At 69.6% G+C, this 14708-nt stretch carries 11 protein-coding genes and 3 pseudogenes; 4 read left to right on the plus strand and 10 right to left on the minus strand.

Features of this window, described 5'->3' with window-relative positions:
• The first annotated feature begins 1025 nt into the window (after window positions 1-1025).
• The gene (locus FBY35_RS03005; RefSeq protein ID WP_142212282.1) at window positions 1026-3107 is read left to right on the plus strand and encodes a SpoIIE family protein phosphatase; all 2082 of its coding nucleotides are present in this window, start codon (window positions 1026-1028) and stop codon (window positions 3105-3107) included.
• Here the strand turns inward: FBY35_RS03005 and FBY35_RS03010 are convergent.
• Window positions 3094-3222 (minus strand): annotated as a pseudogene (locus FBY35_RS03010) (GNAT family N-acetyltransferase); the annotation flags it as partial. The gene FBY35_RS03005 and the pseudogene FBY35_RS03010 sit on opposite strands and share 14 nt — an antisense overlap.
• A gap of 58 nt (window positions 3223-3280) precedes the next feature.
• A complete protein-coding gene (locus tag FBY35_RS03015; protein ID WP_142212283.1) occupies window positions 3281-3724 on the minus strand; it encodes an ArsI/CadI family heavy metal resistance metalloenzyme in 444 nt (147 codons plus the stop codon).
• A gap of 271 nt (window positions 3725-3995) precedes the next feature.
• On the opposite strand from FBY35_RS03015, the gene pstS reads away from it, so the two are divergent.
• Window positions 3996-5117, plus strand: coding sequence for a phosphate ABC transporter substrate-binding protein PstS (pstS, locus tag FBY35_RS03020; protein WP_142212284.1), 1122 nt, complete (start codon window positions 3996-3998; stop codon window positions 5115-5117).
• A gap of 14 nt (window positions 5118-5131) precedes the next feature.
• Here pstS and FBY35_RS03025 read toward each other — a convergent pair whose 3' ends face one another.
• Together FBY35_RS03025 and FBY35_RS03030 are read right to left on the minus strand one after the other, a co-directional pair.
• A complete protein-coding gene (locus FBY35_RS03025) occupies window positions 5132-5914 on the minus strand; it encodes an MIP/aquaporin family protein (protein ID WP_399208217.1) in 783 nt (260 codons plus the stop codon).
• Between the two features lie 47 nt (window positions 5915-5961).
• A complete protein-coding gene (locus tag FBY35_RS03030) occupies window positions 5962-6276 on the minus strand; it encodes a helix-turn-helix transcriptional regulator (RefSeq protein WP_142212286.1) in 315 nt (104 codons plus the stop codon).
• Between the two features lie 65 nt (window positions 6277-6341).
• On the opposite strand from FBY35_RS03030, the gene FBY35_RS03035 reads away from it, so the two are divergent.
• Complete coding sequence (locus tag FBY35_RS03035; protein ID WP_142212287.1) at window positions 6342-6761, plus strand: arsenate reductase ArsC; 420 nt, start codon at window positions 6342-6344, stop codon at window positions 6759-6761.
• 338 nt (window positions 6762-7099) lie between these two features.
• Here the strand turns inward: FBY35_RS03035 and FBY35_RS03045 are convergent, their stop codons facing one another.
• The 4 genes and pseudogenes from FBY35_RS03045 to FBY35_RS36860 all read right to left on the minus strand — a co-directional run bounded on the left by FBY35_RS03045 (window position 7100) and on the right by FBY35_RS36860 (window position 10757).
• The gene (locus FBY35_RS03045) at window positions 7100-7936 is read right to left on the minus strand and encodes an undecaprenyl-diphosphate phosphatase (protein WP_142212288.1); all 837 of its coding nucleotides are present in this window, start codon (window positions 7934-7936) and stop codon (window positions 7100-7102) included.
• Between the two features lie 117 nt (window positions 7937-8053).
• Window positions 8054-10012: a nitrate- and nitrite sensing domain-containing protein gene (locus FBY35_RS03050; protein ID WP_142212289.1), complete on the minus strand. Its 1959-nt coding sequence runs from the start codon at window positions 10010-10012 to the stop codon at window positions 8054-8056.
• 279 nt (window positions 10013-10291) lie between these two features.
• Window positions 10292-10492, minus strand: a pseudogene (locus FBY35_RS03055) (helix-turn-helix domain-containing protein); the annotation flags it as partial.
• Window positions 10489-10757, minus strand: a pseudogene (locus tag FBY35_RS36860) (XRE family transcriptional regulator). The pseudogenes FBY35_RS36860 and FBY35_RS03055, both read right to left, overlap by 4 nt.
• A gap of 142 nt (window positions 10758-10899) precedes the next feature.
• Here FBY35_RS36860 and FBY35_RS03065 point away from each other — a divergent pair.
• Complete coding sequence (locus tag FBY35_RS03065) at window positions 10900-11340, plus strand: YdeI/OmpD-associated family protein (protein ID WP_142212290.1); 441 nt, start codon at window positions 10900-10902, stop codon at window positions 11338-11340.
• 93 nt (window positions 11341-11433) lie between these two features.
• On the opposite strand, the gene FBY35_RS03070 is transcribed toward FBY35_RS03065, so the two are convergent.
• Both FBY35_RS03070 and FBY35_RS03075 read right to left on the minus strand, forming a co-directional pair.
• Window positions 11434-12996: an MDR family MFS transporter gene (locus tag FBY35_RS03070; RefSeq protein ID WP_142212291.1), complete on the minus strand. Its 1563-nt coding sequence runs from the start codon at window positions 12994-12996 to the stop codon at window positions 11434-11436.
• Between the two features lie 13 nt (window positions 12997-13009).
• A complete protein-coding gene (locus tag FBY35_RS03075; RefSeq protein ID WP_142212292.1) occupies window positions 13010-14479 on the minus strand; it encodes a multicopper oxidase family protein in 1470 nt (489 codons plus the stop codon).
• Window positions 14480-14708 lie beyond the last annotated feature (229 nt).

The following is a 14708-nucleotide window of genomic DNA, read 5'->3' on the forward strand; positions in this document are numbered from 1 at the left end:
GCCGAGGATCACCCCTTGAAAGTGAGGCAAGGCTCACCTACCATGAGCGGCGGCGGGCCGAGCGGTTCACAACCATCGCCGCATCACTGCGACTTGGCGCTGCGCGCCCAGGTCCCCCCACGGGCGCGACTGACCCGACTGCCCGACAGTAACTTTGAGATGCCTCTTCACGCTCGTTGCCTGACAGCCCCTGACATGCGAGAAGATCCCCCTGTTCGGTTGGCAAAGAGATGGCAAAGCGCTCAACCTGCAGGGTTGGTGACGAACCATCAACTGGTGCGAGAAGGCCACGAGTTGTCACCCGGCGCCGCGACGTCACGGACGACCCTTCCCGCATCGAGCCGGACACCGGAGTGAGCCTGCGTACGAGCCGTCGAGTCCCGCACTGAGGCAGCCGGAGCTGCACTCGTCGCCGACATGGACAGTGAGCGAAGGCTCCCTCTGATGATGTCGCCGGCCCGCGGATCGCGCGATCCCGGAGAGTCCTGCGCGTGCGGAACACGCGCTCACCCGGCGCGGGCTCGGCGCCGGACTTCCTTGAGCGGTCCCTCCCGGTGCCGGGCAATCTCGCTGGCACGCCACACCGTGCCCATGCCGCGCCGTCCAGGCGTCCGAGAAGCCGAAGGGGCCGTCGACCAGCCGTCTGCCGGTCTCACTGCCGTTCATGGCTGGGCATCGGGTGAGTCAGCGCTGACACCCTTGCGGCCGGATGTTCACTCGCCCGGCCCGGCGCAACGGACCGTATGCCGCTGGTGGACGACCTCGCGTGAGCATCCTGTGCAGATCTCGCCCGGCGGAGATCACAGGCGCGGGCGGCCCGCCAGGCTGGGGCCCCGCAGGGTGTACGCGAGGCTCGCTACGTCTTGTTTCGTACCACGGGGGTACGCGGGAGCTGTAGTGGTGCGGCAGGGTGCGGCCTCAGGCAGGGCAGAGAGACCATGGAAGGCAACGAGACCGGCGGCGCCCGAGGCCGCAAGTCAGCACCGGGCATCAAAGGATGGCGGCGGGCGGACGGAGGGCTTGGGATGAGCGCAACCGAATCCTTCCCGGCCGACGCGGCCCGTCCCAAGGGCAGAAGCGCCCAGCCTGGTGGCCTCATGGACGTCCTGGGCGTCGCCGCCGTGGTGCTGGACGCGGACGGCCGGATCGTGCTGTGGAGCCCGCAGGCCGCGAAGATGTTCGGCTACCGGTCCCATGAGGCGCTCGGCCGGTACGCGGGCCAGCTGCTTGTCCACCCGCAGCACCGTGCGCTGGTGCGACGGCTGTTTTCCCAGGTCATGGCGGGCGAGGGGACCTGGGCGGGAGTCTTTCCCGTGCGGCACAAGGACGGCGGCACGCTGCTGGTTGAATTCCGGAACATGCGGCTGGAGGACAACCGCAAGGGCCTCTACGCCCTGGGCCTGGCCACCGATCAGGGGACATTGCGGCGGGTCGAGCGGGATCTGGCGCTGTCGACCCGGCTGATCTCCCAGTCCCCGATCGGCCTCGCGGTGGTGGACACCGATCTGCGGTACGTCACCGTCAACCCTGCCCTGGAGCGGATCAACGGCCTGCCCGCCGCCGAGCATGTTGGCCGTAATGTCCGTGAGGCACTGCCGTTCCTGGACACCGAGGCCATCGAGGCCGCGATGCGCAAGGTTCTCGCCACGGGTGTTCCGATCCTGGACAGGGAATCCGTCGGGCACACACCGGCCGACCCGGACCACGAGCACGCCTGGTCGGTGTCCTTCTACCGGCTGGAGACCTCGAACGGGAAGGTACTGGGACTCGCCACCTCCGTCGTGGACGTCACCGAGCGATACCTGGCCACCAGGGAGGCCGCTCAGGCCCGGCAGCGCCTCTCCCTCGTCGCGGACGCCTCGATACGCATCGGTACGACGCTCGACCTCGAGCAAACGGCCCGCGAACTCGCCGAGGTGTCCGTACCCGCGCTCGCCGACGTGGCGGCCGTGGACGTGCTCGACAGCATCCTCAACGGCCATTCGGGCGTCGTGATCCACGCGGGCCCCGCGGTGTTCCGCGCGCTTGCCGTCGCCGCCTCACCTTCCAGTGATGCCATACGCGCGGCCGATCCCCCCGGTGAGGTCGCCCGGTACGACGCCGACCGGCTGGTCACCCGGTGCGTGAACACCGGCCACCCGGTCCGCGTGTCCCACGTGGACAGCGACGACCTGAAGCGCATCGCCCGCAGTCCCAACGCCGCGACGCTGCTGGACGCCGCCGGAGTGCACTCGTATCTGGCCGTGCCGCTGATCGCTCGCGGTGAAGTACTCGGCGCCCTGGACCTGAAGCGCACCACCAACCCGCAGCCCTTCGACGCCGACGACGAGGTCCTGGCCGGCGAGCTGGCGGCGCGGGCCGCCGTGTGCATCGACAACGCACGCTGGTACGGGCAGTTGCGCAACACGGCTCTCACGCTCCAGCGCAGCCTTCTGCCGCAGCAGCCACCGGAACAGCCCGGCCTGGAGATCGCCTACCGCTACCAGCCCGCCCTTGCGGCCAGTGAGGTGGGAGGCGACTGGTTCGACGTCATCCCGCTGTCCGGCGACAAGACGGCCCTGGTCATCGGCGACGTCATGGGCAGCGGCATCACCGCCGCCGCCACGATGGGCCAGCTCCGCACCGCGACCCGCACGCTGGCCGAGCTCGACCTCGACCCCGCCCAGGTGCTGCGCCACCTCGACCGCATCACCGACCGCATGGGGCAGACCATCACGACATGCCTCTACGCCATCTACGATCCGCACGACGCCCAGTGCCTCATCTCCAGCGCCGGACACCTTCCGCCCGCGCTGGTACGCCCCGGCCGGGACCCCGAGCTGGTCGACCTGCCCACCGCCGCGCCGCTCGGCGTCGGCGACATCACCTTCCACACCACCACGCTCGCTCTGCACCCTGGCGACCAGCTCGTCCTCTACACCGATGGCCTGGTCGAAACACGTGACCAGGCCATCGACGAGCGTCTGGACGCTTTCCTCGCCGTGCTCGCGCAGCCGCGGAGTTCCCTGGAGGAAGTATGCGACGCGCTCCTGCGCGAGCTGCGCCAACCGGGAAACCACGACGACGTGGCCCTGCTCATCGCCCGGGCCCGGGTCACACAAGAGTGAGCTCGACGAGGTCGATCTCCTCACCCCGCTCACGGGCGTAGATCCGGCTTCGACCGGTGACGGTGAATCCGCACTTCTCCAGGACGCGGATCGAACCGGCGTTGTCAGCTGCCGCGATCAGTAGTTGCACAACGGGCTCAGCGTAGGCCGCGAGACCGAGGGCCATCGCCGGATCAGCAGCAGCCACCGGCGGCCACCGGTTCGCCGGGGCCCGCGCAGCACGTGCTGTTCGGCTGCTTGGCCAACGTGTCGGCGCCGGCTTTGACGACGTACACCTCCCAGGGCTCCCGCCCGGGGCCATGAACCCAGACCTTGTCCTGGAGCGCGTAGCAACAGGTGGTGTCGTTCTCCTCCACCGTCACCAAGCCCGCCTCGCTCAGGCGGGTGGTGGCCGCCTCGACGGCGTCGGTGGATTCGACCTCTACCCCGAGATGGTCCATGCGGGTGTCCTCCCCGGAGTCGCCTTCGATGAGGACGAGCTTGAGCGGCGGCTCGGCGACGGCGAAGTTGGCGTAGCCGTCGCGGAGTTTGGCGGGCTCGGTGCCGAAGAGCCTGGTGTAGAAGGCCACGGAAGCGGCGAGGTCGGGGACGCGGAGGGCGAGTTGTATGCGGGACATGTCGTGTCTCCTGTCAGGGCGGTGAACGGCTGCTGATCGCGGTCGGCGCCCGCCACGCGGTAACGGCCGAGCCGCGAGACGCCTGCTGTTTCGACAACCGTCGATGGACTGCCCTGCCAGCATGACACCTGGTTCGATGAGCGTCAACATAGACATTCATCTAATCAAACTGAGCGTCGACAGAGCGACGGCTGGTGTTCACCGACACGCCACCTCGGCCGCTCCCGCATGGCCGAGCATCGGTCTCCCCGGCTTCTCGAAGGGACCACAGATGCAGCATCGACCCACGAGCCGCAGGCATCTGCTCGGCGCGGGTGTGACGGCAGTGACCGGCGCCGTCCTCCTCTCCGGCTGCGGGCTCGGCGCCGCGGACGACCCGTCCCCGAGCGCCGAGGCGACGAGAAGCCAGATCGCGTGCGCCAGGACAGGTCAGCTGGCAGCGTCCGGGTCCACGGCCCAGCAGAACGCCATGACGCACTGGATGAAGGAGTACCAACGGGCCTGCCCGGGCGTGCAGATCCGCTACGTGCCCGCCGGCTCCGGCGCCGGTGTCGCCCAGTTTCTGCGTGGGGCGACCGTGCTCGGCGGGACCGACAGCACCCTGAAGCCGGACGAGATCAAGGACTCCCGCGAGGTGTGCAAGGGAGGCAGAGCCATCGACCTGCCGATGGTCGGCGGCCCCATCGCCCTCGGATACAACCTCTCCGGCGTCGACAGCCTCGTGCTCGATGCCCCCACGCTGGCGAAGGTCTTCGACTCGGAGATCACCGTGTGGAACGCGCCGGCCATCCAGCGCCTGAACCCCGGCGTCCGTCTGCCTGCCACCCCCATCAGCGCGGTGCACCGCTCCGACGGCTCCGGCACGACCCAGAACTTCAATGCCTACCTCTCCGAAGCGGCCCCGGACGACTGGCCCTATCCGAAGGAGAAGACCTGGCAGGCCAAGGGAGGCAATTCCGCGGCCGGTTCCGACGGGGTGGCGGCCCAGGTGGCCAACACCGACGGCGCGATCGGCTACCTCGAACTGTCCTTCGCCAAGGCCAGCAAGATCCCCACTGTCGGACTCGACACCGGCGCGCCCGAGCCTGTCGCCGTCTCCGCCGAGACCGCGTCGGCCGGTATCGCAGCAGGCCATGTGTCCGGCACCGGCAAGGACATGACGGTGAAGTTCGACTACAGAACAAAGGCGGCCGGGGCGTACCCCATCGTGCTCGTCACCTACGAGATCGTCTGCGACAAGGGCACTCCGGCCGACGCCCTGCCCGCCCTCAAGTCCTTCCTGACCTACACCGCGGGCGCGGAGGGACAGAAGGACCTCTCGCGCCTCCACTACGCCCCGCTGCCGCAAGAGGTGGCCGACCAGGTCCGCACCATCGTCGCCACACTGTCCTGACGGCGCGGCGGTGGTCAGTGGCTACGGGCTCGCCCCTGCATGAAGATGAGCGCCACCAGAGCCAGTCCGACCACAGCACCGGCCAGTTGGGCACCGATGAAGCCCGGGAGCGAGCCGGGCGCGATACCCGCGAAGGTGTCGGTGAACGCCCGGCCGATCGTCACCGCCGGATTGGCGAACGACGTGGACGACGTGAACCAGTAGGCGGCACCGATGTACGAGGCGACGGCGACCGGCGCGAAGCGCAGGCGGTCGGTGCGCGCCAGGCCGAAGATCAGCAGGATCAGCCCCGCGGTCGCGACGACCTCGCCGAGCAGCAGGTGTCCGGACGAGCGGTCGTGCGCGGACCACTTGACCAGCGGCTCGGCGAACATCGCATCAGCCAGCACGGCGCCCGCGACGGCTCCGGCGATCTGGGCGGGGACGTAGACGACCGCCTCGCGGGCGGTGACGCCAGGGCCACCGCGGCGGGCGGTCCACCACTCGGCCAGCGTGACGGCCGGGTTGAAGTGCGCGCCGGAGACCGGGCCGAGCAGGACGATCAGAACGCCGAGCCCGAAGACGGTGGCAAGGGAGTTTGCCAGAAGCTGGAGGCCGACGTCCTGGGTGAGCTCAGTGGCCTGGATGCCGGAACCGACGACCACTGCGACCAGGGCGGCGGTACCGGTCAGTTCGGCGGCGGCCCGGGCCACCAGCGGCGTGCGCGGCGGGGTGGCGCCCGGCACGGGCTGCGGTTCAGTGGCTGGTACGACGACATCCGCGGCGGAGTCGTTTCTGGCGGCCGGGGTGGTGCTCAACAGGACTCCTCAGTACAGGCGCAGGCAGACTTGAAGAACAGAGCGAATCAGGGGCAGGAGCGCTTGATGTTCGCTTCAGCGGTGGCGCGCGCGGTCTCCGCGAGAGCGGTGAACCGACCTGCGAGCGCCTCGATGACCTCGGGCCGCAGCCGGTAGTACGTGAACCGTCCGCAGGGCTCAGTCTCCACGACCCCGGACTCGCGCAGCACCTTCAGATGGTTCGAGAGATTCGTCTGCCGGGCGCCGGTCTCCTCGACCAGATGCGTGGTGCACAGGGTCTCGCGGGCGAGCAGGGTCACGATCTGGAGCCTGAGCGGGTCGGCCAGCACCCGGATCAGGTCAGTGTCGACTGACGTCATCATGGACTGATACTGTCACATCAGCCTGAGCTGACACCAGTCCGGACTGAGCAAAGGAAGTAGCTCCGATGGCCTTCACCCCTGCCGCCTCCGTGCTGTTCGTCTGCGTCCACAACGCCGGGCGCTCTCAGATGGCCGCCGCCTGGCTGACGCACCTCGCCGGGGACCGCATCGAGGTCCGCTCCGCGGGCTCCAACCCCGGCACCGCCGTGAACCCGGCCGCGGTCGAGGCGATGAAGGAGGTCGGGATCGACATCTCCGCCGCGACGCCCAAGGTCCTCACGGTCGACGCGGTCCGCGAGTCCGATGTCTGCATCACCATGGGCTGCGGCGACACCTGCCCGGTCTTCCCCGGCAAGCGGTACCTGGACTGGGAGCTGGAGGACCCGGCGGGCCAGGGCGTCGAGGCCGTACGCCCCATCCGCGACGAGATCAGGAAGCTGGTCGAGGGCCTGATCGCCGAGATCGACGCAGCGGCCGCCAAGTGAGCCCGCGGGAAGAAGCTTTCCTCTCGGCGTGGCGCGGAGCAGTCGGTGGCCCAGTCCGGCATGCCATGGACGACACCGCGTGCCGCGCGGCGGAAAGGCCGGGCGCTCGTACCGAGCGGGCGGGAACCCGACCCTCGTCGGCGCGACGGTCGGCCGGCGGACCTGGGAGGACTTCCTCGCGGAGCGGGTGAGCTGACGGCAGCCGGTTCCGGCCCGGCCGGCCGCCTGCCGTTCGGGGCCCCCGAGCCGATCCGCGGGTCACTTCGGTGGCAGGCCGGCCGCAAAGGCGCGACCCTCGTCGCCTGCTCGAACCGCACCACCACTCGCGCCCATGTCGGTCAGGCGTGGAGCGCTCCGGTACCCAGCAGCGCGAACAGGACGCCGCCGATCAGGATCCGGTAGACGACGAACGCGTTGAACGAGTGCTTCGCGACGAACTTCAGCAGCCAGGCGATGGAGGCGTAGGCCACGGCGAAGGACACGACCGTGCCGACAAGGAGCGGGGTGGTGTCCACGCCCGCGCCGACGGCGTCCTTGAGTTCGTACAGTCCCGCGCCCGTCAGCGCCGGAATGCCCAGGAAGAACGACAGCCGGGTGGCCGCGACCCGGTCGAGGTCGAGCATGAGGGCGGTGGACATGGTCGCGCCGGAGCGGGAGAAGCCGGGGAAGAGCAGCGCGAGGATCTGCGAACAGCCCACGAGCATGGTGTCCTTGAGGCCGGTGTCGTCCTCGCCGCGTTTGTGCCGGCCCATCCGGTCGGCCGCCCACATCACGCCGCTCCCCGCGATCAGCGATCCGGCCACCACCCACAGCGAGGCCAGCGGGCCCTCGATGAGCGGTTTGGCGGCCAGCCCGACGGCGACGATCGGGATGGTCGCGTAGATGACCCACCAGGCGAACTTGTAGTCGTGGTGGTACCGCTCCTCGCGGTCGACCAGGCCGCGGCCCCAGGCGGAGAGGATCCGCATGATGTCCTTGCGGAAGTAGGTCAGCACGGCGGCGATCGCCCCGACCTGGATGACGGCCGTGAAACCGACGACGGATGTGTCGTCGACGGGGATGCCCATCAGCCCTTCGGTGATCTTCAGGTGGCCGGTGGACGAGATGGGAAGGAATTCCGTCACCCCCTCCACCACACCCAGCACGGCGGCCTGGCTGACGCTGATGGCACTCACAAAAGCCCTCTCTCAGGACGTCGGCAACACTTGCCCGCCGTAGATGTTCTACACGACTGGCGCGAGCCCGCCGAGTCCGTCAACGCTCATCTGCACGGACGAGTGACCCGAGCCGGTTCAGCCCGTCGTCGCCGCCGACTGCGTCTGAGGCACCTCGACGAGCGTGGTGGGCAGGGCAACGTACGCCGTGACTCCGCAGACACTGCCCTGACCCTGGGTGGGGCGCAGTTCCACCTGGGCACCGAGCCGGGCCGCGAGGGTCCCTACGACGTAGTGGCCGAGATAGCGGGTCGGAGCGACGAGGAATGACTCCCGGCCCGCGAGCCGGGCGTTGGAGCGGGCCAGCTCCTCGGCCGACATCCCGGAACCGCGATCGACCACAGCGAGGCAGTAGTCGCCGCCGTCGCGCCAGCCGTATATCTCGACCGGGCACGTGGGGGGTGAGAAGAGCAGGGCGTTCTCTATGAGTTCGGCCAGCAGATGGGAGAGCTCGGCGACGGCGCTCCCGCGGATCCTTGCCTGCTGTACGTCGATCACGGCCACGCGTGGGTACTGTTCGACCTCGGCGATCGCCGACTGGACCACCTCGGCCGCCGTGACGAGGCCCGACCAGGTGCGCGGCGGCAGCTCCTCCCCCGCGAGCACGAGCAGCGATTCGGCATTGCGGCGCATACGGGTGGCCAGGTGGTCGAGTTCGAAGAGCTCGCCCAGTGCGTCCGGATCGATCTCCTGCCTCTCCAGGGCGGTGATCAGGCCGAGCTGGCGGGAGATGAGCGCCTGGTTGCGGCGGCCGAGGCTGGCGAGCGACTCGGAGCTGTTGCGCCGCAGCACCGCCTGCTCGGTCGCAAGACCGATCGCGGTGTGCTCGACATTGTGCAAGGCGCAGGCGAGCCGGGTGAACTCACGGGCGCTGTCCGGCACGCGGCGGGCGGGTTGGGGCGCGAGCTCGTCGCCCGCTTCGGCCTGCTGAATCCGGGCAACAGCGGCGGGCAGCCCGGCATTGGCGACCAAGTCGGCCTCATCAGCGAGTGCGACGAGCGGCCGCGTGATCGAACGGCCAGAGAGCACGGCGAGTGCGGTGGCGAGCGCCAGGATCAGCACACCGAGACCGATGAAGCCGCCCAGCTGGCCGGTGGCCCCGTCCCCCATCCGGTCCGCGCGGGCCCTCACCTGGGCGCCGATCTGCCTCTGAACGTCGTGGAGTTGGTCGACGAGCGCGGTCATGGAGGACCACCAGCGGCCGGGGTCCACGGTAAGCCGGCTGCCATCGGCTCCGCCCTGGGCCTGCTTCTCGTAACCCATTGCACGCCGGGCGTCGCTGGAGGCGAGGGCCGAGTCGAGCGCGGACTGCTGGGCAGGGGCGGCCAGTTCGGAGTACTGGCGCAGGAAGGCGAGCCGCTCCGCTCGCACTTCGGTGAACTGGAGGAACTCGGCTCCCTTGAAACGGCCGGTCGCGAACACTCCGTTGAGGAAGCCGCGTTCGAGGGCGATCGCTTCGGTGGTCCGGGTGAGGGCCTGCAGGGCGTCCATCCCCTCGCTGAGGGAACGGTCGCCACGAGCCGTTTGTGCCGCCGAGGCACCGATCAGTCCGTCGATCGCCTCCGTGTACGCGGCCAGGGTCGCGGGGCGCTGGGCAGTGCCGCCGTCGACCTGACGGCGCACGGCGACGAGGGCCGAGACCGGGGCGAGCGCGTCGCGTAAACCGTCGCCCGCGTCCACGCCTGTGCCGCCCTGGCTGAGCAGGGAGTCGAAGGCAGTACGGGCGGTGTCGGTGCGCAGGCGCTGGGCGTCGACGTCGTCGCGGTACCCCGCGGCGCCACCGAGCAGGCCATTGGTCAGGCCCCGTTCGCGTTGCAGCTCGCGTACCAGCCCCTGTGCTGTGAGGACAACTTCGACCCGGCCCGCGGTCTCGCGCGCCGCGGACCAGTCGGATGCCCTGTCTGCCACTCCGAGGCCGGTCACGACCAGCAGCAGGCAGGTGGGGACTGCGAGCACGATGGCCACACGGCCGCGAATCGTGCCCCAGCCGGGGAGGACGGGAGGCGGCGGCAGAAGGCGCCGAAGGTTGTGGATCACATCCGACGACGATACGAACCGAGGTGGCCCGCGGGGTTTCCCGGCAGTAAGGGGTTGGTTGCTGCCGGTTCACAGAAGGCCCTGCTGCGCCGCGCACCGTACGCCACGTGACGGTAACGCGGCATCACGGTGACCCCACGCCCCGCGGAACGCCGCATGCCGGCCAGGCACCCCAGAGTGCGGTTTCGCGCGGCAGCCCCCCGTTCGGCGATTCAGCCGCAACACGGGACGGCGCTTCTCGCCCACGGCCGGATGCGCGCCACAATCGGTGCGTCATCACTTCTCCCGGACTTCGCCACTGGGGTCGCGGCCCCCGTCCCAACCGCCGACCGTCGACGGGCTCACTCCCAGAGCACCGGCGACCTGCGTACGTGACAGGCTCAGCCCCTCCCGCAGGGGGCGCCGCTCCTCGGCGGGCGGCAGCGGAACCTCCTGCCGGGCCGAGGCCAGCAGCGCGTCGATGGAGTCGAAGTCCGTCATCGTCCCGACTCCTGGTGCGAGAACGACGGCCTGCCGATCCGGGCGGCCCGCGCCGTCTCGCGCGGCGCCCGGCGCCGGGCCGGTGAGAGCAGTTCGCAGGCCCTCGTCGGACCGGCCAGCAGGTCCAGAACAGGGAGCCCGAAGTGCGCAGCCAAGCTGTCGCAGTCGTCCAGGCGGTACGCCCCGCCTGGCGGCGCGACACCTGCGTCTGCGTCAGGCCGAGAGCACGCGCCAGCTCGCTCTGCGAGTCGCCCGTGGCATGCATCAGAGCCGCGACGGTCAACTACCGCATCTCCGAGTCGTACACAGGCAGCTGTCGGTGCGACACAACCCGCAGGGCAGGCTCCGCTGGTTGAGAGGCTCACGCGGGCATGACAGCATCCGCAGAGCCTGAGGGGAGTGCGGACATGGAGTTCAGAGCCACGGTCGAACCGGCCGGAAACGCCACCGGGGTCGAGGTCCCGGCGGATGTCGTCGACGCGCTGGGCGCGGGAAAGCGCCCCGCGGTGGCCATCACGATCAACGGGCATACGTGGCGCAGCCGCGTCGCGGCCATGGGCGGGCGGTTCATCGTCGGGATCAGCGCCGCGAACCGTGCCGCGAGCAAGATCGCCGAGGGTGACGAGGTGGAGGTCGACCTCCAGCTGGACACCGAGCCTCGCGTGGTGGTCGAGCCGCCGGACTTTGCCGAGGCGCTGGATGCCGATCCGCGGCTCCGCGAGGCGTACGACCGCCTCGCGTACACCCACCGGCGCCGCCATGTTCTCGCCATCGAGGGCGCGAAGACCGCCGATACGCGTCAGCGGCGTATCGCCAAGGCGATCGCGGCCATCCGCGAGGGCGCGTAGCTTCCGGTGCGAGCGCATCGGCGCGAAGGGCTGACGCTCCGGGGGCCGTCTTGACGACGGCACCCGGCCGGCAGCCCGGATTCGGGAACGGCTTCAGACAGCCGACGCCGTCCGACGTGTGCGCCCGGTTCCGGCGCCTTCGCCCGCACCGCCCCTGAGCGGGACCTCCTTGATGCAGAGCGCCGCGAGGAACGCGATGACGGCGACGGCGGAGCCGAGCAGGAAGGCGGAGTGGGTCCCGGCGGAGACCGCGTACTGGTAGGCCGCGCGCGTGGAGGCGTCCAACTTCGCCAGGCTCGCCGCGTCCAGCTGGGCGCCGTGCAGTCCGGCTGAGTTGCCGGCCCGCTCGGCCATCACGTTCTGGACCCGGTGGTTGAAGATCGCGCCCATGATCGCGACGCCGAAGGAACTGCCGAGCGTACGGAACAGCGTGATCGAGGAGGACGCGACGCCCATGTCCGCCATCCCCACACTGTTCTGCGCGATCAGCATGACGATCTGCATCAGAAATCCCGTCCCCGCGCCGAGCACCGCCATGGACAGGCCGGAGGTCAGGCGGGAGGTCCCGGTGTCCATCTGGGCGAGCAGAAAGAGCCCGGCGATCATCAGTGCGCTGCCCGCGATGGGGAAGATCTTGTACCTGCCGCTGCTGCTGGTCGCCCTGCCCGCGATCAGCGAGACGAGCATCATGGACACGAGCATGGGCAACAGCAGCAGACCGGAGTTGGTCGCGGACGCGCCCTGGACCGACTGCTGGAACAGCGGCAGGAACAGCACCGCGCCGAACATGACGAACCCGGTCAGGAATCCGATCACCGACATCAGCGCGAAGTTGCGGGTGCGGAAGATGTGCGGCGGCACGACCGGATCAGCGGCCTTCGTCTCCACGTACAGGAACGCGGCGAGCGCGGCGGCGGCGAGCGCGATGAGCCCGGTGATGGTGGCCGAGCCCCAGGCGTACTCCGTACCGCCCCAGGTGGTGACGAGCACGATCGAGGTGATGCCCACGGTCAGCAGCGCGGCGCCCAAGTAGTCGACGCTGGAGCGGGAGCGCTTGTGAGGCAGGTGCAGGACCGCACTGATCACGGCGAGGGCGATGGCACCGAGCGGCAGGTTGATGTAGAAGGACCAGCGCCAGCCGAGATGGTCGGTGATGGTGCCGCCGACCAGCGGTCCGCCGATCATCGCGAGCGCCATCACACTGGTGATCATGCCCTGGTACCTGCCGCGTTCACGCGGCGGGATCAGTTCGCCCATGATGGCCATGACGCCGACCATCAGCCCGCCGGCCCCCAGGCCCTGGACGGCGCGGAAGCCGATCAACTGGCCCATGTCCTGCGCCATTCCGCTGAGCGCCGACCCGATCAGGAAGATGACGATCGCGGCGAGGAAGGTGCCCTTGCGGCCGTACATGTCGCCGAGCTTGCCCCAGATCGGGGTGGAGGCGGCGGTGGCGAGCGTATAGGCGGTGACCACCCAGGACAGATGCTCCATCCCGCCGAGTTCACCGACGATCGTCGGCATCGCGGTGCCCACGATCATGGTGTCCAGCATCGACAACAGCATCGCGATCATGAGCGGGAGCAGCACGACACGGACACTGCGGGTGCGCGCCGCCTGGTCAACGGCAGCCGGTTTTCCTGCGGTTGCCTCCATCCTGGCCACTCCCCTAGGCGATCTTCATGGTCGCCATCATGCCCATCGCCGAGTGGTCCAGCATGTGGCAGTGATAGACGTACGTGCCGCGGTAGGTGTCGAACGTCGCCTGGAGCTTGACCGTTTCGCCGGGCATCAGCATCACGGTGTCCTTCAGGCCCACCTCGCCTGGGTCCGGCTCCTTCCCGTTGCGCTCCAGCACCCGGAACTGCACCAGGTGCATATGGAAGTTGTGGGGAATCACCTTGTTGGGGTTGGTGACGGTCCAGATCTCGCTGGCGCCGTGGCGCACCAGGGAGTCGACGCGATCGGGGTCGTAGGTCTTGCCGTCGATGTATGCCTTGGGCGGTACGGTGCCGCCCTCGTCCATGCGCAGCTCGATGCTGCGCTCCGCGGTGGCCGCCGGAAGCGGGCGCAGCCTGCGCAGGACGGGCGGAACGACGCTGGGGTCGTGGGCGCTGCGAGTGACGTCGAACCGCAGGACATGGCCGATCTGGTCGGCCGGTCCCGATCCGGTGGTGTTCTGCAGCACCAGCTGCGTACCGACCGGGTAGCGCGAGAAGTCGATGACGACATCGGCGCGTTCACCGGCCGAGAGGTAGAGGGAGTCGGTGGTGTGCGGGCCGGGCAGCAGACCGCCGTCCGAGCCGATCTGGATGATCGGGCTCCCGTCGGCCAGCCGCAGCCGGAAGGAGCGCGTGTTGGCCGAATTCAGCAGCCGGAAGCGGTACTTGCGGGCGGCGACAGCGACATACGGGTAGGGCACACCGTTGGCCAGGAGCGTGGTGCGGTTCCTGTCGCCCATGACGTACACGAGCTGACCGGACTCGTCGAGGTGGGCGTCGCGTATCGCTATCGGTATGTCGTACGCCCCCGAGGGCAGCGGCAGCCGCCTCTCGGTGTGGTCGGTGAGCAGATAGGAGCCGGACAGGCCACGGTAGACGTGCTCGGACTCCATGTGGTGGGCGTGGTCGTGATACCAGAGCGAGGCGTGCGGCTGGCGGTTGGGATAGACGTAGGTGCGTCCGGCCCCGGGCGCGATGGTGTCCATCGGGGCACCGTCGCTGCGGTGCGGCACCGAAGCGCCGTGCAGATGGACCGACGTGGTCATGTCCAGCTCGTTGCGCTGGCGTACGACGACGGGCCGGCCGGAACGCGCCTTGATGGTGGGGCCGGGAAAACTGCCGTTGTAGGTCAGGACCTCGGCCGGCTGCCCTGGGACTATCTCCTTGACGGCCCGGCGCATGGTGACGGCGTACACGTCGACACCTCCCACCGTGGAGACCGGCGCGAGCACCGGCGGCACGGGCAGGGCGATACGGAAGGGCTCCACCGCCAAGCCCGCGGCACCGCCCCCTGCCTGCGAGGCGGCGGTGTCGGCCGTGGCGCTGTGCGCGGTGATCAGGGGGGTGAGAGCAGCATTGGTGAGCCCCACGCCGATGGTGGCGAGGCCGGCGCCGAGCACATTGCGTCGGGTGACCATGGTTCCTCCAGGAGGCTTGTCAATGGGCGCGCGGGCGAAGTGCAGCAGGAACCACTTGTGCGCCGCTGGTGCGGTTCGCCCTCCCGAGAGCTCGTCTTGGCAGTCCGTCCTGCGACACCCTGGGCCCTGGCGGGGCGCACAGCCGGTGGAAGCCGACGGCTCGGAAGTCGCCTGCCTGAACGGCGAAGCCCTCGCGGCTGCAGTACTGGGCGTCGCCGCCGTGCCCACC

The sequence above is a fragment of the Streptomyces sp. SLBN-118 genome, from assembly GCF_006715635.1.
In the GTDB taxonomy this organism is placed as follows: domain Bacteria; phylum Actinomycetota; class Actinomycetes; order Streptomycetales; family Streptomycetaceae; genus Streptomyces.

What these genes read in the sequence shown, in the direction of transcription:
- FBY35_RS03005 (WP_142212282.1), top strand. Translation starts at nt 1,026, where the DNA reads ATGAGCGCAACCGAATCCTTCCCGGCCGACGCGGCCCGTCCCAAGGGC.
- FBY35_RS03015 (WP_142212283.1), bottom strand. Translation starts at nt 3,724, where the DNA reads ATGTCCCGCATACAACTCGCCCTCCGCGTCCCCGACCTCGCCGCTTCC.
- pstS (WP_142212284.1), top strand. Translation starts at nt 3,996, where the DNA reads ATGCAGCATCGACCCACGAGCCGCAGGCATCTGCTCGGCGCGGGTGTG.
- FBY35_RS03030 (WP_142212286.1), bottom strand. Translation starts at nt 6,276, where the DNA reads ATGATGACGTCAGTCGACACTGACCTGATCCGGGTGCTGGCCGACCCG.
- FBY35_RS03035 (WP_142212287.1), top strand. Translation starts at nt 6,342, where the DNA reads ATGGCCTTCACCCCTGCCGCCTCCGTGCTGTTCGTCTGCGTCCACAAC.
- FBY35_RS03065 (WP_142212290.1), top strand. Translation starts at nt 10,900, where the DNA reads ATGGAGTTCAGAGCCACGGTCGAACCGGCCGGAAACGCCACCGGGGTC.
- FBY35_RS03070 (WP_142212291.1), bottom strand. Translation starts at nt 12,996, where the DNA reads ATGGAGGCAACCGCAGGAAAACCGGCTGCCGTTGACCAGGCGGCGCGC.
- FBY35_RS03075 (WP_142212292.1), bottom strand. Translation starts at nt 14,479, where the DNA reads ATGGTCACCCGACGCAATGTGCTCGGCGCCGGCCTCGCCACCATCGGC.